The organism is Paenibacillus campi (assembly GCF_034659835.1).
Taxonomy (GTDB): Bacteria; Bacillota; Bacilli; order Paenibacillales; family Paenibacillaceae; genus Saccharibacillus; species Saccharibacillus campi.
Window position 1 is genome coordinate 50,783 of the sequence record NZ_JAXSQZ010000012.1, and the last position, 18,695, is coordinate 69,477.

17 protein-coding genes are annotated in these 18,695 nt (G+C 46.3%); 3 read left to right on the forward strand and 14 right to left on the reverse strand.

Annotated features, from left to right (window positions below; genetic code table 11):
* Window positions 1-172: 172 nt before the first annotated feature.
* Window positions 173-616: a hypothetical protein gene (locus tag U1I11_RS20170; protein WP_322907928.1), complete on the reverse strand. Its 444-nt coding sequence runs from the start codon at window positions 614-616 to the stop codon at window positions 173-175.
* A gap of 133 nt (window positions 617-749) precedes the next feature.
* On the reverse strand, window positions 750-1,163 hold the full coding sequence (gene psiE / locus U1I11_RS20175; protein WP_322907929.1) for a phosphate-starvation-inducible protein PsiE: 414 nt from the start codon (window positions 1,161-1,163) through the stop codon (window positions 750-752).
* A 640-nt stretch (window positions 1,164-1,803) separates the two neighbouring features.
* Between psiE and U1I11_RS20180 the strand changes: the two genes are divergently transcribed.
* The gene (locus U1I11_RS20180; RefSeq protein WP_322907930.1) at window positions 1,804-3,666 is read left to right on the forward strand and encodes a DUF342 domain-containing protein; all 1,863 of its coding nucleotides are present in this window, start codon (window positions 1,804-1,806) and stop codon (window positions 3,664-3,666) included.
* Window positions 3,667-3,869: 203 nt separating this feature from the next.
* Here the strand turns inward: U1I11_RS20180 and U1I11_RS20185 are convergent, their stop codons facing one another.
* From U1I11_RS20185 to rph, 7 genes are all read right to left on the reverse strand, one after another.
* Complete coding sequence (locus tag U1I11_RS20185; protein WP_322907953.1) at window positions 3,870-4,784, reverse strand: STM4011 family radical SAM protein; 915 nt, start codon at window positions 4,782-4,784, stop codon at window positions 3,870-3,872.
* A gap of 86 nt (window positions 4,785-4,870) precedes the next feature.
* Window positions 4,871-6,487 carry an STM4012 family radical SAM protein gene (locus U1I11_RS20190; protein ID WP_322907931.1) on the reverse strand — a complete coding sequence of 539 codons (1,617 nt, stop codon included), beginning with the start codon at window positions 6,485-6,487 and terminating at the stop codon, window positions 4,871-4,873.
* A 97-nt stretch (window positions 6,488-6,584) separates the two neighbouring features.
* Entirely contained in the window at window positions 6,585-7,373 is a 789-nt protein-coding gene (locus tag U1I11_RS20195; RefSeq protein ID WP_322907932.1) for an STM4013/SEN3800 family hydrolase, read from the reverse strand.
* On the reverse strand, window positions 7,354-8,745 hold the full coding sequence (locus U1I11_RS20200; protein ID WP_322907933.1) for an STM4014 family protein: 1,392 nt from the start codon (window positions 8,743-8,745) through the stop codon (window positions 7,354-7,356). The genes U1I11_RS20195 and U1I11_RS20200 overlap by 20 nt, the downstream gene beginning before the upstream one ends.
* Window positions 8,745-9,602 carry an STM4015 family protein gene (locus tag U1I11_RS20205; RefSeq protein WP_322907934.1) on the reverse strand — a complete coding sequence of 286 codons (858 nt, stop codon included), beginning with the start codon at window positions 9,600-9,602 and terminating at the stop codon, window positions 8,745-8,747. The genes U1I11_RS20200 and U1I11_RS20205 overlap by 1 nt, the downstream gene beginning before the upstream one ends.
* A gap of 553 nt (window positions 9,603-10,155) precedes the next feature.
* On the reverse strand, window positions 10,156-10,785 hold the full coding sequence (locus U1I11_RS20210) for an XTP/dITP diphosphatase (protein WP_322907935.1): 630 nt from the start codon (window positions 10,783-10,785) through the stop codon (window positions 10,156-10,158).
* Complete coding sequence (rph, locus tag U1I11_RS20215) at window positions 10,782-11,540, reverse strand: ribonuclease PH (RefSeq protein WP_322907936.1); 759 nt, start codon at window positions 11,538-11,540, stop codon at window positions 10,782-10,784. Before rph ends, U1I11_RS20210 begins: the two co-directional genes overlap by 4 nt.
* Before the next feature lie 193 nt (window positions 11,541-11,733).
* Here rph and U1I11_RS20220 point away from each other — a divergent pair, with 193 nt between their 5' ends.
* The gene (locus U1I11_RS20220) at window positions 11,734-12,312 is read left to right on the forward strand and encodes a phosphatidylglycerophosphatase A family protein (protein ID WP_322907937.1); all 579 of its coding nucleotides are present in this window, start codon (window positions 11,734-11,736) and stop codon (window positions 12,310-12,312) included.
* A gap of 178 nt (window positions 12,313-12,490) precedes the next feature.
* On the opposite strand, the gene U1I11_RS20225 is transcribed toward U1I11_RS20220, so the two are convergent.
* The 3 genes from U1I11_RS20225 to U1I11_RS20235 form a co-directional block, all read right to left on the reverse strand.
* A complete protein-coding gene (locus U1I11_RS20225; RefSeq protein WP_322907938.1) occupies window positions 12,491-13,144 on the reverse strand; it encodes a hypothetical protein in 654 nt (217 codons plus the stop codon).
* 401 nt (window positions 13,145-13,545) lie between these two features.
* Window positions 13,546-14,538 (reverse strand): MBL fold metallo-hydrolase, encoded by a 993-nt coding sequence (locus U1I11_RS20230; RefSeq protein ID WP_322907939.1) that lies wholly within the window; start codon window positions 14,536-14,538, stop codon window positions 13,546-13,548.
* Between the two features lie 285 nt (window positions 14,539-14,823).
* Complete coding sequence (locus tag U1I11_RS20235; RefSeq protein WP_322907940.1) at window positions 14,824-15,255, reverse strand: hypothetical protein; 432 nt, start codon at window positions 15,253-15,255, stop codon at window positions 14,824-14,826.
* A gap of 889 nt (window positions 15,256-16,144) precedes the next feature.
* Between U1I11_RS20235 and U1I11_RS20240 the strand changes: the two genes are divergently transcribed.
* Window positions 16,145-16,897 (forward strand): DeoR/GlpR family DNA-binding transcription regulator, encoded by a 753-nt coding sequence (locus U1I11_RS20240; protein WP_322907941.1) that lies wholly within the window; start codon window positions 16,145-16,147, stop codon window positions 16,895-16,897.
* Window positions 16,898-17,017: 120 nt separating this feature from the next.
* Here the strand turns inward: U1I11_RS20240 and U1I11_RS20245 are convergent, their stop codons facing one another.
* Both U1I11_RS20245 and U1I11_RS20250 read right to left on the reverse strand, forming a co-directional pair.
* Window positions 17,018-17,458, reverse strand: a complete 441-nt coding sequence (locus U1I11_RS20245; protein ID WP_322907942.1) for a hypothetical protein — start codon at window positions 17,456-17,458, stop codon at window positions 17,018-17,020.
* Window positions 17,451-18,401: a ParA family protein gene (locus tag U1I11_RS20250; RefSeq protein ID WP_322907943.1), complete on the reverse strand. Its 951-nt coding sequence runs from the start codon at window positions 18,399-18,401 to the stop codon at window positions 17,451-17,453. Before U1I11_RS20250 ends, U1I11_RS20245 begins: the two co-directional genes overlap by 8 nt.
* Between the last annotated feature and the right edge of the window lie 294 nt (window positions 18,402-18,695).

The window sequence follows — 18,695 nt, forward strand, 5'->3', positions numbered from 1 at the left end:
TGCAAACCGTTCATCTGTAAATCGTAAATGATGATTCGTTTGCGCGCTTCTGTTGTACGCAATGACGTTTGAGCAGGCTGTAAATGGTTTGTGATTGTGCTACACATTTTAGCATGCCTGGCGCAGCATACGGTTGTTGTCGCCGTTTATCCTTTTTGGCATCTGTTCATCGTTATTGCAGCGACGTGAGCATAACCGAAGCGTTGCCATCCGGCTGACGCACGATGATCCAGTTGATCGCGAGCGCGCTGGCGATACGCTGAAATTGTGCCTCATTTAACTGCAATCCATCTATTCGTCCTGCCGCCGGAACGGTATAATCCGCCCCTTCCTCCAGTCCGAGCGCAAACCGCAGCCAGTTACCTGCTCCCGGCACAGTTGTAAAAGTCATGCGGTACCCTTCCCGTACAGCGTTCGTCAGCTGCTCGCCGTGCTCGGCGGCGTAATCCAGCCATTCCAGCAGATCGATTCCGGCGGCTGTAGCCGAGCCGGATAACGGTGCCACGCTATGCTGCTCGATTGCCGCCAGTAATTGTTCATCGCTTATGCCTTCGCTGCGCAGACGTTCGATTAGTATGGCGCTACGCTGTGAAATTTTGACGTTTGTATTCGTCATCTGTATGCCTCCATCATTACCCGGATTGTCATTATGCAAATGGTCGTTACTCAGCTTACAATTCCAATCGCTTAAAACTCCAACTGCTCCGCATCCATCATATGATCCAATCCATTATAGCTACCTGACCGAATTAATCCTCATTACGAATCGGGCGTGAATTCGCCAAAAACAGTGCTCCCAGCAAAATCAGAATCGCCAACGCCCACATCACCGTATTGGACGCTGTATCATAATCGACGATGATTAGTCGAATGATCGCGGTCACCCCGATATAAATAAAATACCGCAACGGAAAATGAAAGCCGCTTTTAAAATACTTAATAATGAGCGCAATAAACTCAAAATACAGAAAAAACACAAGCAACCGTGCTGCCAAATCATATGCGGTCACCTCCGTTTCTTCCAAAAAAATAAAACTGAAAATATGCCAAGTTTCTTTTAACAGAAAAAAGCATAACGTCAGCGCAACTAAAGCGAGCGTCACATTCAGCAATGCTTGCAAAAAAATGGGAAATTTGTACACATAACGCATCCAGAAATTCATTTTGTTCGATACCCCTTTTTAGATGATGTAATTTTGAAAGGATTGAAGTGAATAAAGTATACATTTTACTAAAACAAGCTGCAATACAGCAACCTTTTTCAAACTTGTAAGCGGTAAAGGATATATTACGATGCGTTGATAGCGACGAGCAGTTTGCCTCACCACCATTTTACACCGATTCCTTGACCGAATCAGGTCGATATGTACAAACACAAACAAATCTGTGCACAAGCCAAAATATTATACATGACATCCCCTATTTCTCAAATAAAATTTTCTTTGCAAATTCAGGCTAAAAGTCCTATAAACATCTAGACATATAGATTGCAAACGGTTACGATAACAGTGCACATTAACCTGTTTTACTAAACTTTACAAGCAAACTACTCCTCCCACCCAAAAATAAGTTTTAAATGGGAAAATATGTATTATAATACAATATGACTATATTACTAATTTACATACTCCGCTTGATTGGTTTTGACCCCATCCTACTGTAAGCGTACTCATCCATACAAAGTCGAAGCGATTCAGGCAAGTCGAACTATTTAATTTTCCAAGCGTCTACAGTACACTATTAAAAATCTTCTGTGCGTGCGCAAACATGTAATACAAATAAATTTCATTGGAGGGATATACAATGTCCTGGCCCATCTCCGACGAGGAATTGGGACGCATGATTCAAGACGTTGACGACAATGACAAAAGCAGCCAGCAACCGACAGAACAACTATTTGCAGATGGCAAAGATGGCTGGATCAAAATAAAAGACAACAACATCCATGTGTTCTCACCGAAGTCTGGCGGCAAAATGGCGTCTATTCATGCACTGCCTCCGGTCGCATTGATCGTAAATCAAAATACGATTTCCGGTAAAGCTAATGTGAGCGAAGAAGATACGCTCACTTGGGAGCTGCAACATGCACCGATGTTCGAAGTTCACATTTCAGCTGATCAGATGGAAGCGTATCTGCTGCTGAATACACGTGAGCGTTTCGAATGGAATCTGGTTGATGTTCCGGCATCGTCTTCCGTTACGGTACGTGCTGTGCCGAACCGGGAACGTATTATCGATACGGTGCAGTTCAAACATGTTATTAATGCGCTGGAGCATCGTGGTATTTACAAAAACATCGACAAAGCTGCTATTTTGCAGGAGCTGGAGTCACCGACCCGCCAGCGGATTGTCATCGCGCGCGGGCAGGCAGCGGTGCCGGGTACGGATGCGCAACTGGAACTATTTTTCCCCGAACAGATCGAAACGGTATTTCATGAAACAGGCGGTGTGATCGATTATCGGAGTCATCGCCGCATTCCGTCTGTACATGAAGGCGAAGTCATCGCCGCTAAACATGAACCGGTGGAAGGCATTCCGGGTTTTGATGTGTTCGGCAATGAACTGTTACCCCGCATAGCACAGGATTTAGAAGTCACCGCCGGTGAATTTACCGAAATGAACGAACTTGGTCAGATCGTAGCACTTCGTCCAGGTCGACCGCGTATGACCGGTAAAGGAAATCGGCGCCAGATCGATATTTCCAACGCGTTTATTGTGGATGGCGATGTCGATCTGCGTACCGGCAATATTGTATTTGCCGGTGATGTAATTATAAACGGTAATGTCAACGAACATATGATCATCGAATCGCTCGGTAATGTGTACGTGCATGGCAATGTGTATAAGGCGACGATTACGGCGACTGGAAGTGTGTCTATTGAAGGTACGGTTATCGGCGGTAAAATTTATTCCGGCTATTTTGGCGTCATGTTTAACCGTATGTATGCTGCTGCCAAACAGCTTAGCCATGAAATTCGGCAGCTTGATATGGCGGCATACAAACTGACGGAAGAAGTGGCAGCACGCAAACAAACAGTGCGGTATAGCCAGATGATTATGCTGCTAATTGAACGGAAATTCCGCAATGTGCCTGAGCTTGCACGCGAACTTTTGCAAGTTTTTTCCAGTATACAACGTGTGGAAAGTCGTGAATCCGAGCAACTGAATGAACTGTTGCAGCATTTTCTGCATTCGACTACGATTTTGGAGCAACTGGATGAAGAAAAGCTATCCACTTCCCGCACATTGCTGGAAAGGTTATATGCCAGTGTGTGCAGCATGCAGGAAGTCGAAGTGCATGTGGAGCTATATCGCTGTCAATCGAGCGAAATTAAATCGAACGGCGATATTATGATCACACGCGAAGGTGTCGTACAGAGCGATCTGTATTCCGCTGGTACGATCGCTTTTATGCTCGAAAATTCGGTCTGTCGCGGTTCCCGTCTGCAAGCCGAAGATCGCATCGTCGCCGGTATGGTTGGCAGCGATGCAAATGCACGCTGTATACTGCAAGCGAAGCAGCAAGTGTATGTGCGCAAGCTGTACAATGGAACGATTACGATCGGCGATTATCATCATCATGTATTTGAAACGATGCAAAATCAATTGTTTGATGCTGAATTTATGCAAAACCGGCAAGCGATGCATCCGTCGGCAAGCGTATGAAACACCTATTTACTGCGTGGCAATCAGCACCGGAACCGACTTGAAGGAGCGACTGGATAGCTCTGCTGCTAAGTTTATTTCTCTGTCAGCGTCATCACAAACAGCCTGTATGCAGCTTGTGTAGCTTGCATGCAGGCTGTTTATTTTCCATTTATACGGCACAATGACTCGATACAAACTCATCTTCACCTCGGTTGTTCATGCTAATGAGCGTTATATTGCAGCGGAATGCGTTCCAATAGACGCTGCCCATACTGATCTGCAAACGGCTGCTCCGGCATATGGATATAACCGATATAACAGCCACACTTTTTCATTTGGCAAGTACGCTCGGCAGCGATCTGCTCCAGCTCATGACGGTAAATGTTGCCGATCACACGCTTGTCCTGGTAACAGCGCTTCACCATACCATTGCCTTGTACATAAAATACAGATTGCCCTGCCAAACAAGCTTGCCCCAAGCTAGCATAATCGTTTAAATTATAGCGAAAATACGGATCAATTCGTTCCAGCGCTTCCACCTCACCCGGCTCATAATAGGCTGGACGATCTTTGAACGCATTAATCCATACATACACATCGTCCGGAAGTTGCTTGCGTAGCGCAGCAATCGCAGCAAACGATTCCCGTAATCCGACCGTACCAGCGCTAAAATCGATTCCTTGCTCGTACAATGTCATACATTGACGCACAAACTGTGCTTCACTCGTTTGCCCCGGATGATAGGTCGCCCAGAAAGCAACTTTATCCCGCTGTAACTTCATCGTCCAATCCAGTTTAACCGACAAATTCGTCTGTACAGCTACCTTATCGACATGCGGCAAATGAGACAGCTCAATCATCGCCCGTCTGTACCAGCCATGCACAAGCGCTTCTCCATACGGATTGAAAAAGATCGACAGTCGATACGACTTGCCCGCCTGCGCTCGCACCCAATCGATAAACCGCTCCAATTGCTGCCGATCCCGCTCCAACGTTTCACGGCTGTCGATCGTTTTGCTGAATGGGCAGTATGGGCAAGCGTAATTGCATGATGACAAGCTGCCACGATAATATAGCGATACTGCTGTCGGGATAGAGGAGGAGTTTCGACTATCCTTAGACGCAGCATTCAACATCGGTACCGCTGGCACGACTGCGGATGTGCTCGATAGGAATGGACTACGGGCAGCCGAGGCAGCGTTGGGAATTTCGGTCAACCGCTTCATACGCCCTCATACCGTTCCATCAGCGCATACACTTCTGGCGAGATGAGCCAGTCGCCAATGCTATCGGATAACGCCATACCACGCGCGCTCAAACGCAGCACACCTTGATGCAGTAGCTGATCCGCTAATCCGCTCGCAGCGGCAGTCGCCGCATCATTATGATCGAAAGCTACAGCATATGACGCATCTACCGCCAAGCGCTGCTCGGCATATACAGCGCTATCGTTCAGACGAGCGTTAGCATCTGTGACATCTGCATCATCATCTGTCACACGCTCATGTACAGCAGCTTCAGTCAATATAGTTCCGCCTTCTGTCTCCGGCTGCTCTGGCTGCTCTGGCTGCTCCAATGTTGCTAATCCCGTCCATACGAGCTGCTTTAACTCCGGCAAATCTTCAAACAGCAAACTGCCGAATCGTGTCGTATATGCCGCCTGTTCCAACCCTTCTCGGTGCAGCAGCGCCTTCAGCACAAACCGGCGGCGGCTTTCCTGTTCATTCAATACAAATCCATAATCCGCCACATCATATCGATCGGCAGCTACATAATTAGCGATAATGCTGCGTGTTGCTGCAACGCTTACGCCATACCGTGAAGCATAATGCACATCACGTGTATACGAACGTGCTCCACAGCCAAGACCGACCATGCCTTCCTCCTGACAACTGTACGGCAACAATGACTTATGCGAGCTAAACGGCTTCGCAAAACGGCGCATCGAATATTGCGTATAGCCCGCCTGGATCAAACGCGTCCGTGCCGCTTCATACAACTCCATCCGAATATCATGCTCCAACCCGGTCTGTCCGGGTTTCAAAATCGTATGTTCACGCACATAGAGCGGGTAAATAAAAATTTCGCCTGGCTCATACGCGAGCGCCTCCTGTAACGAATACAGCCAGGAATCGACCGTCTGTCCCGGCAAACCATAGATCAGATCAACATTAAGCAATGGAAATTCATACCGTTTAAGCAGTTCTAACGCCCGCCTTGCTAGATCGGGATTTTGCGGACGATAGATCGCTTTGCTTTCCGCTTCGATAAAGCTCTGAATGCCCATACTAATCCGATCCACGCCAACAGAGCGCAAAATATCCAATCGATCCGCCGTCACCGTATCCGGTGATGTTTCAACCGAGATCGACGTCTGATCTAGCTGTACTCCCATCACACGCTCTGCAATATCGAACAATCTTTTCAGTTGCTCTGGTGCAAGCAATGTCGGCGTGCCCCCACCGATCGCAAATCGCGAAAACGGTGTGCCTTGCATAAACGGTGCCCACTGCTGCGCCTGCCTCTCCAGCGCATCAACGTATTGTGTATGTACGTCCAATCGTTTGTCCGGTAACGTAAACAGATTGCAAAATCCGCAACGCGCCGCGCAAAACGGAATATGCATATACAAAAAATAACTTTCCAGCCGCTCCTGCGCCCATAAGCGCTCCAGCGCAAGCGGAGGATTCAGCTCACGATACGCGGTCTTGTGCGGATAGGAATACAGATAAGAACGATACGGTGCCGCCGTCAGCTCCTGCTCCCACGTCCGCAGCTCGGGTGTCCATTGTGCTTGTGTTAGCGCGCGCAGCGGCAATTGTGTCTGCTTCTGTATCATGAGTGCTCACTCCTTCGCTTCCTATTCGTCTAACTTGCTCGTTTGTTTCGTACGACTCCACCTTGCTACCACAATAGAATTCATAACAAAATATAATTTACACAAAAAACTCGCGATACGGCACATCCCAAACGACCTCATGCGCCAATCGATGCCCTTCATAGCCATTCTCACCATAAGCGGTGCCATGATCTGAAAAGACGAGACACAATACCGGACGCTCCCGCTGCCGCAAAGCGGCGAATAAACGCCCCAGCTCCCCATCTACATAACGCAGCGCCGCCCGCTGACTGTCAACCGAATCACGACGATTGCCCGGAATAAAATAATAATTCGGCCCATGAATCGCTGATACATTCATAAACAGAAACAGCCGCTGCTGCTCATCGATATCATCCAGCAGCCGCAGCGCATGATTGACTTGATTAGCGGTCGAATTCGGATGGGTTACACCAAAGTTCATGCGCCAATAACTTTGCTGAAAATACCCCGGCAATACGCGTGACAGTTTATTTTTCTTCGTAAAAAAAATAACGCCGCCGATACAGATCGTCCGATAGCTTTCCTGTGCAAGCCCGGTCACGATATCCGGCGTATCAAACAGCCAAGTATACGGATGAGTGCGCAAACCGCTATGTTTGCCATGAAACAGGCGTACATGCGACGATTTGTCCGTATTAGCAGGCGTAGGCAGAAACCCGCCAAAAAACGCATGATGTGCCGCATACGTAAAACTGCCGGGTGTATGGCGTTTTTCCCATGAGCCGGTGCCGCATAAATTCGGACAATTTCCCTCCTCCATGACAGCCGCGTCATAACGCAATGTATCAAGCGTAATCATCACTATATCGTGGCTGCCGACCACTTCATTCATATTTATCGTCATCCGTCCTCCCCTTTCCCGCTTGCTGTAACCAACATGCCAGCTCCCATGCATACGTACCTAGCCCTTGATGCTGAACATGATATAACAAATCGCCAAACGGATTCACATCCATAATGAGCGGAATACCGCCACCTGCCGGTACGAGCACATCCATCCCTGCGCAAAATGAATTCGGAAACGCAGCCAACGCATGCTGTGCCGTACTGCCAATCGCACTTTGCAGCGCATCGGATAATCCGGCATCAGCCAACAGCAAACGCTCATTGCGCAAATGCAAATTAGTAATCGGTGTGCGACTAAGGCGCAGAACGGCATGACCTGTGCCTGAGCGGCAGACGAGCTGGCGCACATCATACACACGCCCATCTAGCGCTGCTTTGCTTACCCAACGTTCCACATGTGCACCTTGCGCAGCGATCCAGTCTACCACCTGCCGTATATCTGTATGATCGGTATACCGAATCAACCGACCGGAATTATAAAAGATCGTCTCATCGCCTACCTGCTCCTTGCCGATCGTCGTCATCGCAATTTCGGCACCGGTGCGTGGCTGATACTGATAAGCGATCACTCCCGAAGCAGCCGAACCGCAAAATAGCTTCACAAACACACGGTAGACTCGCTGCTGCTCCATCTGTTGCCGCAGCTCATCATAGCTGCGCAGTGGCATCTGTTCCGCGGCATCGCCTGCTAACGTCGCCGGAACAGCAATGCCCGCCGCAGCAAGCTGTAGCGAGCACGCTCTTTTATCAAACATAAGCGCAATGTCGGCTGGTGCATTCATCCACTGCGCCTGTGGCAAATGACGCTCCACCTCGGTCTGTAACCACGATAACAGACGACAATACCCGCGAAACCATTGCGCCGGATATAAAATACGCCCATATTGCCCTTCCAGGCGACGTGCCTCAGCCGCCGCAATACTCCCTTGCACCGTCTGATGCGGGAGCGGCAACAACGAATCATTCAACGAGTCATCCGCATCTGTCGCTCCGAGTGCAATCAACCCTCGCTCGACCGCTACATTATCACCAGGTGCATCGAGACGCAGCAATAGCGGCTCTGTTCCACTCCCCATCCAGATGTTACTGACAGGGGCACCCGTAGCCATCCCTACACTTACCGCTGACATGATTGCTGCCGATTTCTCTGCCTGCCGCCGCTGCCAATTACGTTTGGACATGCTGTCCAGCACTTCCGGCAATGTTTCACCGGCACGCAGCGCATGCAGCAGACGAGCATACGATACTTCCAATGCTGCCGGTTGTCCATGATGCTGAAGTGCTTGCTGCCAACCGCTTGTACGTTTGTTGCCTGGATTGCCGAACAGGATCGATGGGATGACAACTCCTGTCTGCGCCGTCGTTTCCATTACTCCGTCAGCGACGGATAACGCCACTCATCATCTAAATCTTGCTGCTCGTCCATCTCCACGATGAGCCCGGTCTGTTTGGATAGCTGTTGCCATTTATTCATCATCTCATCGGACATAAAATGATAATTTAGATTTAGCCGTTTTAGCTTATGCACCGCTTCACTGTTCAGCAGCGCTTCCGCCCCTTTATCGGACAATGTGCCTTCCGACAAATCCAGTTGTTCCAGTTGTGCCAATAGCGGTGCGCTCGCTGCGGCAATCGCAATTTCATCTTGCAGCTCGCTATCTTTTAAGCCGAGCGAGACGAGCTTTGGAAACGGATTATGATACAAAAACGGTAACAGATCACGTTCCAAATCGCCGTCAAAGCCGTAATTGTCTACGCCCAAATACAGCTCCAATTTACGCAAATTCGGCAGTTTGCCGTGTAAGATCGTCTGCAGCACCGCCGCCGGCAAACCACCGCAAATAATAACGAGTTCCTGCAAACCGTCATGTTCCAGCGGGTCAAGCGCCAAATCGGTACTGCCTTTAATGATAAACGATTCCAGTTGTGGATACGCAGACAGTAGCGGGCCCAAATTCGTCTGTGTAATCCAGGACACTTCACATTGCTCAAAGCTCATATCCCCGATAAATAAACGCCGCAAATTCGGCAACTTTGGCGCAGCCGCAATCAATGTCGGCAAAAAATCATCCGGCGTACGCTCATAAGCGCCCCCCCAATCACCGATGATCAAACTCGTCAGCGCCTGACTCTGTTTTTCATCAGCGACCAATTGTTCAATCAACGGCACAAGCGTCTGCCCTGCTTCGTATTCATCATACCCAATCTCAAGCCGTACTTCCGTCATTATGTATACCTCCCTGTTACCCGACACAGCGGGCAAATGTGGTCATGCTACATCTTATTTTACACTAGCGCCAAAGGGCAAAGCAAAAGCCTACAGACCGAATACACCGCCTATTTATTCATGCGCCAGAACTAGTAGGCTGACCACCTTAAAGTAAGTAGTTTGCTAGTGCAGAGCAGCGATGTTGTCCTGCTACAATTCCAGTGTATTTTCATAAGATAGAGTGAATGAGACACTAAATGTAAGCTGGTCAGCCTACTAGTACGTGTACGCAAACCTGGTATGTTGGGGCATCCCCCACTGCGGTACACAATAAGGGGACGGATTCCCGGCTCGCACAGCAGTCTGCACACAAACAACGGCTCACAAGCACTGAATCAAAAAAAGTCATACGCCCGCATGCAGTAGTCGATCAGCTAATGAGCTGGCTTGCTAGTGCCATTACTCCAAAACCGTAATCAACCAATACATCCGATCGTATGACCGTTATGCTATCCTGTTCAATTGTTCATTGTTAAATGTCTATGTCTGCGCTTAAACGCCAGCCTGTTCGTTAACCGGCTTGCAGCGAAGCGATCAGCTTGCGTAACGCTTCACCGCGATGGCTAATTGCCTGCTTTTGCTCGATCGTCAAATTCGCCATCGTCTGTTGTTCCTGTGGCAAATAAAACAGCGGATCATAACCAAACCCGCCCGCACCGGAAGGAGTTGCCGTAATCCAACCTTCGACTGCACCTTCAGCAGTCCATGTATGTCCGGTTAGCGGATCATACAATGCCAGGCTGCATACGAACCGTGCTGTGCTCAGCAGTGGCTGTTCGGTATCTTCACCAAGTTGCAACTCATTCAGTTCATTTAACAGCTTTGCATTATTGTCGGCATCGGTGGCACCTTCACCGGCATAACGCGCCGAGTATACACCTGGTGCACCATCCAAGCGATCGACACAGAGACCGGAATCGTCCGCCAGTACCGGTACGCCGAGCGCGTCGGCTACCGTTTTCGCTTTTTTGAACGCATTTTCGGCAAATGTCGTTCCATCTTCCACAATATCCGGCAGTTGCGGATAATCGAACATGCTGCGCACGTCAAAGCCAAGTGCGGCGAACGCATGCGCGAACTCGTTCACTTTGCCTTTGTTTTTGGTCGCTACGATCACGGTAGTGCCGGTCAGCACGCTCATACTTGTGCTCCAGCTTGTCCGCTGGAAATTTTCAGTGTGATCGGTCCTAGCACTTCCTTTTGCAATTCGATCATACGCAATACACCTTGCTCGCCCAGTTCTAACATTTGCTCCAATTCCTTACGGGTAAAAGGACGTTCTTCACCGGTGCCTTGCAGCTCGACAAATTCGCCTTTGCCGGTCATCACGATATTCATATCGACTTTGGCTTTGGAATCTTCTTCATAGTTCAGATCGAGCACAGCACGATCACCAACGATGCCGACGCTGACGGATGCCAAATAATCGGTAAGCGGGAAACGCGCCAACTTATGTTGAAGCGCCAGCTTGTCCATCGCGATCGCTAGCGCAACAAAAGCGCCGGTAATCGAAGTCGTACGCGTACCACCGTCCGCCTGGATCACATCGCAGTCAACGGTAACCGTGCGTTCGCCTAACGCTTGTAAATCAACAACCGAGCGCAATGCACGACCGATCAGCCGCTGAATTTCCATCGTCCGTCCGCCAAGCTTACCTTTTGCCGCTTCGCGCTGATTGCGCGTTTGGGTGGCACGTGGCAACATCGAATATTCGGCGGTTACCCAGCCTTTGCCTTGCCCTTTCATAAAATGCGGAACCCGTTCTTCCACCGACACCGTACACATGACTTTGGTGTCACCAACCTCGATATACACCGAGCCTTCCGCATATTTGTTAACGTTTGGGGTTATTTTCAAGGGGCGCAGCTCATCCGTCTGCCGTCCGTTGATTCTCATAATCGTATGCCTCCTGCTTTGTATTCGCATTCTCATTTTAACAAACCTCCCCTGCAAAAGCACCTTAAACTACAAAATGACTTGCTGGCGCTTGATAATCATCGCGATTGTCGGGTTAAATAAGAGTACGGCTATATCCCCTTAGCCACTTTGCCTAGCATTAGCAGTTTATCCGAAAAAGAGGTGTTCAACGATGGAGCATAATCAACCGGAAAAAGTGCCCTACAGTCTGAGCAGTCTGAATGTGGAGCAGGCGACACGAGAATGGCTTGAAAAGCGTGGGGTAACGATTCGCGAAATTGCCGAGCTGGTGCTGTTTTTGCAGCAAAGCTATTTTCCGAATTTGACGATTGAAGAATGTGAAGCAAGCGTCGAGAAAGTGCTGATGAAACGTGAAGTACAAAATGCATTGCTGACCGGCGTACAGCTCGACATTCTCGCTGAACAAGGCAAACTGATCTCCCCGCTGCAAGAGATGATCGAAAATGACGAAGGATTGTACGGCGTAGACGAAATTCTCGCCTTTGCGATCGTCAACGTATACGGCAGCATCGGCTTTACGAACTATGGTTATGTCGACAAATTAAAGCCTGGTGTACTGCGCAGATTGAACGATAAAAGTCTGGGACCGATCCATACTTTTTTCGATGATATCGTCGGCGCTATCGCCGCTGCCGCCAGCAGTCGTATCGCACACGGACGCCGCTTAGATGAAGATTTGCAGGCGGATAGCTCCAATGTGGAACTGCCGGAAGATGATGAAGCCCAATGACCGCATTATAGCGCTCCATTAACGAACGATTAATCGTTCACATAACTAACGTTCAATTTTGCCACTGCATGCTTAATCACATCCATATGATCAACAAATGCCCAACTTGATCCGCTACGTACAGTGGACAAAGTTGGGCATTTTGGTTGTAGTTATTCCATTCGGTCGTCTCAATCGGCTATCGCGGCAATGGACGCGATTCTTCTTCATGTGGCTTATGTTCTTCCGGTTGCCGTCCGGTCAGACGAATATCCGGGCTGCGGAAGTTAAAGCGGCTGCGGTGACGCACATGTTCTGTATCATCATTCGCCAGCCAGCGCAGCAACGTCAGCCAGACGAGACATACACCGGTAAACACATAAATGAGCAGCAATGGCAACAGCCCTTCATAGCTGCGTGTTAACAAACCGGACAACATGAGCAAACCGAGTATCGGAAACAACAATGCCGACAAAAAGCGCGGTGACCAGCTTGTATGATTACGGCTAAACAGCAATGTCGGTACGATGTACGCAATCGTTGTATAAAAAGCAATCAAGGCAAAACCATTGCTCAGCCGACCTGCATACGTCGTAAATGGAATGAGCGCTGCCGACCAGCCCTGGTAATAAGCGATATTAAGCACGCTAACTATCCCTTGCAGCACAGTAAGCATCAGACCACAGTACACGAGCACTGTCCTTGTACGATACCACAATGGACGCCGATTTTCTTGCAACATTGCCAGCCCACCAAACAAACCGATAATTGCGCTGATTAAAAGTGACATGTAAGCGATCAAACGGATGCCTTGTATTGTAATATCAATCCATGTGCTGTCTGCATTGTTCATGATGAAGGCCCCTTTCATCCTCGGGCTAAACTAAATCCAACGTCGTCTACGAATACGAATTGACCTCATTATAAATGCATTAGCTTAAACGTTGCTGAAATTGTTCTTAATTCCAGTTAAATCTCGTAGCCTGTCCAGCGATATCGTATACTTCAACAGCGTCTGCTTGTTGGACTCGTTTATTGCTCCCAATCCACCTGGCAACGAACCAATTCATACGCTAGAACAATTTAATAATGAGAACGAAACTAATGAAACAACATATGGTTACGCATTCATTGGTAAAAATATACACTGTTTGCAGTCTATCATTCGCAGACTTGAAATTCAACTTGCGCCCGATTCGCTTCACAGCATCCGCTTAACAAGCTTGCAATAGCGCAGCACATCGATCATATCGCTTATCCATTACGACTTGTCGGTTCATAATAAACGATCCCATCGCGCCGGCTAGTAACCGCATGCCCGGTACGCTCCAACTCTACCAAATGCGCCAGCGTTTCGGACATTGCAAATCGAAGCTGATGCAGTGTCAGCTTGCTGTTAAATATGCTCATACAGATGTCATAGCCGGTACGCGGCTGTTCTTCCAACCGTTGCAGCATCGCAGACAAACGCTCCGCATGATGCTCCAATAGCTTACTCGTCCGTTCGCCAAAACCGACAAATGGACGACGATGCCCCGGCAACGCTTGCTCTACTGCATACGTACCCAGTATGCGTAACCCATGCAAATACGAAGCCAGCGGCTGCGGATCACTGTGCGGCACAAGGCTAATATTGGGCGAAATTTGCGGCAATACCGCATCCCCGCATAACATGAGCTTGTGCTCTGGTTCATAAAAAGAAACATGACCGGCAGCATGACCTGACGTTTCGATCGTCTGCCAGCTACGCCCGCCCATCATTAGCGACTGTCCAGGCGCAATAAATGACGGCACTGGCGGCGGCGTAATCTGTAGCACAAAGCTATGCAAATGCTCCGGCAATTGCCCCGTAATTTCATCCGGCATACCGTGGCTGCCAAACAGTTCAACCAGATCAGCAGCGGCGGTATTACCTGCTCCCCATGAGCGCATAAATTCACTCCATGCTATCTCTGATATCCAGACCGGCACACCGGTGCGCTCCTGAAACCAGCCTGCCAGACCGGAATGATCGGGATGATGATGAGTCAATACGACCGCTTGCAGCGCTGACCACGGAATATCCAGCTCCTGTAACACTTGTTCCCAAGCAAGCTCATTGTCTAAGGTGCGCGGTCCCGGATCGACTACACTCCAGCCAGCTTGCCCACCAATCAAATAACTGTTTACCCAGCGCAGTGGATAAGACATGGCGATTTTCACTTGTATCCTATCGTAATCAAGCTTTGTAATTTCCGGTAATTGCATCGTATTCAACCTCCATGCGTTCGATTTGACTATGTATTATGGTGTTGCATAATCGTTAGTGCTCGACTATAGCGTACGCCAACGAACAAATTCAGTTGCTGCATAGCATACGCTTTATGCGTCATCTACACATCCATATCGATATACACGGTTTACGATGTAGGCATTAGGGCATGTTCATTATTGGCGGCGTACATATCGTATGTTACACAAAAACCCCCCCGCTGCACAGCCTGCACATGCAGGCGATCACAACGAAAGGGTTTCGGGTCGATCCGCTAACGATCAATAGCTTTCTTCCCACGGGTTAAACATTTCATGTTTGAAGTAAGTTGTATCTGCTGACTTGTCTTCCCAGCTCCACATTTTTTGGCTCGCTTTTTCCATTTCTTCGCTTTTAATCTCGCGAATTTGATCGAGGATCGTGTAGTCTTTGCCCATCTCTTTTTGGTGCTCCCAGATGATGAACATGATGCTGTCCAGGTTATCGCCATAACCGACCAGAGCGACACGGCCAGCAGGATCATTCAAGCCTACATTCAGAAAGTCATTCGTTACGATATATTTATCGTTCTCGTTATGATAAATCGCCGCCCATTGCTCAGGCTCGTTTTGATTTTTAGTAGTTTCTGTACTTTCTACAAACCGGAACCAGCCTCCGGAAACCGGTTTTGCTTTCTCCATAATTTTCACGTCAGTCAGTTGATTATAATTCATCAGGTTAGCCCCCTTGATTAGCATCATTTGTATTGTTATCGGGTGTCAGGTCGTCACGTTACTTGTTTAGTCATATGCTTGTTATTATGTTTATCGGAAAAAATTTGACATTCTTTATAGCTTCTTCCTCTTTTTCGTGTTTTTCCGACAATTTATTTGTTAGGTTGTGTTTTGCTTTGTGACTTAAGTATGCCTCTAGTACCACGGTTTCTACAATAGGAAATGGTTCTTAATACTTAATAGTAATCAAACGGGCATATCCTACCTTTTTCCTTTGCAGCGCGATTACGTGATTACTATATTTTTAACCAAACCGCATAAAATCAATCGATTTCAGCCTTTTTTACTGTAACAGCACGCTTATTTTACGTATGTACAGCTCCAAAAACAAGCGAATAGGCATAGTTTATATGGAGATTTTCGCATTTTTTTCAGTTTAGGTTCACTTTTGCGGGCAGAATCTTGTCGACAACAAGTATATCTTTGTTTTCGACGAGGTACTACTTCCATTCTCTCTTTTTCGACATTTCGTAAAAACGTTACTATTTTGGGCAATATATCGAGTTATCGTTATGCTTAATCGTACATAACTAAGCGTCATCAGGCGGTTGCGTGTACATAGTAAACGCCAACTATGTCAAAAAAAGAGCGGTGTCCTATCCCCTATAGGACCACCATGACGATGTTCGACTTTGGATAAGGCTTAAAGGAATAGCGTTAAACTCACTATAGGACCACCATGACGATGTTCGACAGCAAGTAGGAAACGTGAGCGACACTTGTGCTCATAGGCAGAATCGTCTTTGCCATTTACTAAATAACGTTTACAATAATAGCGGGCACGATAACATAACGAATCTCGTCAAATTAACTATAGGAGAATTAACAAATGATCAAATCGCAACGCATTAATCAGATTAAGGAATATGTATTCCAGCATGAGTCTGTTTCACTGGAGGAACTGGTGGAGTATTTTGGTGTGTCGAAAAATACGATTCGCCGTGATGTGCGTACTCTGGTCGATTCGGGTATTTTGCATAAAGTGTATGGCGGCGTATCTGTTAATCATTCCACCCTTGTCGGCTTTAGTGAGCGCAAAGACCGCAATTTGACGAAAAAGCAAACGATCGGACAACTTGCAGCACGCTTTGTTGACGATGGCGATGTGATTTTTGTCGACTCCGGTACAACGACGTTAGAGCTTTTACCGTACATTCACGAGCGACATGTAACGATTGTCACGAACAATTTTGATTTTATTCATGGTGCGAAGCCTTATCCGAATTTGACGATTTTCTCGACCGGAGGCATGTTTGAACGCCGTACCGATTCTTTTGTCGGTTTCCAAAGTATCGAACTGCTGAGCAAATACAATATTAACAAAGCATTTCTTGCCTCCACCGGCATCTCGATCGTCAACGGTGTGACCAATTCCTCCCCACTCGAAACGGATATTAAAAGTACAGTAGTGAAAAAAAGCTCCAATGTGCTGCTTATGATCGACGATAGCAAATTCGACAAATATGCGCTCACGACGTATTGCGCCTTAAGCGAAATCGACTATCTGATCACAAATAGCGCGCCAGCAGAGGAATATCGGCAGTATGCGGTACAGCATGGGATTACGATTGTGACGCCTTGAGTAAAACAATTGTCCCTTTTTGTTAAACACGAAAGATTAGTATTACATTAAAATTTCATACCAACAATTTTGCTTATCCATTGCTAACATGAATAAGCAAAATTGTTTTCTCTTATATTCTCATTTTAAGCTGAACGAGTTGGCACGTTCTACACTATAAATATAATTTCGGATGGCATTAATGATGTCTGTTTTTGTCTTTTTAGATGTAGAATCATTCCCATAAATAGCCATATACATAGATTTCAATTCAGTTTGCTTCAAACTTTGCAATTCCATTTCAGATTTCTGCTTAAATAGCTTCAAAACTTGTTCTTTCGTATACACAGGAGCATCACTTTGAACTTTTTTAGTTGTAAGCTCAGATTCATGCATAAATTTATATGCTTTTTTAATTTTCAATTTATCTACATCTTTTAATATACTTAATAGATCGTTGATCTCATCGGCTGAATATTTATTTTTAAGATGACTTATTTTTTTTCTATAGGACTCTGCGTCTAAGTCAGTAGCATTAATCGATCGAATAACATCGTTCACAAATTGAATTGCATTACTCATCAGTTTGCGCTCCTTTCAGTTCTAGCTCCTTTATGCGACCTAACATTTCTTTGGTGATTTCTTCGTAGTCTCTACGATTGTTTACTTCCTCTTTCACTTCTCCTTCAGCAGTTGCTTTTGCAATAGCGATATAATTATTGGTATACGATTTAAATATATATATGTTTTCCTCTGCATCTACCTTTGATAATTGATCTTCAAATATAGTTCTTATATCATTATATTTAACCTGATTACGCGTCAATGTACAAAATACACCTAATAATCGAGGCTTTTCACCAAAGAAGTGTTTATACAATAAATGGTCTTCATTTTGAACACCACAATACTTACGGTATGTTTTGCCAACTGTTTGTATATAATGCAGAACACCATTAGTGCTAATGCCATCTTCTATAGTAGGGACTACATAATAATCGGAAAGCAGAAAAGCACTTTGTGTCAAAATGCTGCTAGTTGGAGGGCAATCGATCAAAATAAAATCATAATGATCGCCTTTTAAAGAAGATATCAGACTGCTCAAAATAGAAAAATATTCTATATTACCTTCCATTAGTAAACTTAACTCATCCAAACCTTTATCTTCCTCATAAAAAAGGCTGGAAGGGATAAAGTATAATTCGGAATCTGCTATTTGTTTAACTAATTTTGAAGTATCAAACTTTAAAGGTACTTGCAGTTTTGATTTGATTTTACGAATAAATAAATCAAAAACATAGTTTAATGTTTCTTGTGGCGGAAGTTCATCTAATTTCAAATAATTATTTTTATTTTTAAAATTGGCACCTCTTAAACAAATTTCACTTAAAGAGCTTTGAGGGTCTAAATCAAGCATAAGTACTTTTTTATGATGATGCTTTGCTAAAAAATGTCCTATGGAATATACACTTGTTGTTTTACCAACGCCACCTTTGTAATTACCTACAAAAATAACTTTAGTCATATGTTTTCCCTTCTATCTGCTTTTAGTTTATATCATTATATGTCTTTTTATTAAATACTTCTTTACGATACTTTATAACGGACACAACACGAAAATACAGTAACAACACGGAATGATGATTACGATCTAATTTCATTGTCATATCAGCCTTTCTCTTACTATAAGACTGATTATATCGTTAAGGTGTAAAGTGGGCAAAAAAATAGTTTTTATTTAGGCTACTGCCTAATCGATATTCATCTCCCACCTATCGCCTTGTACACGATGGAGGAGGGAGTCTTCTGTCAAAATAAG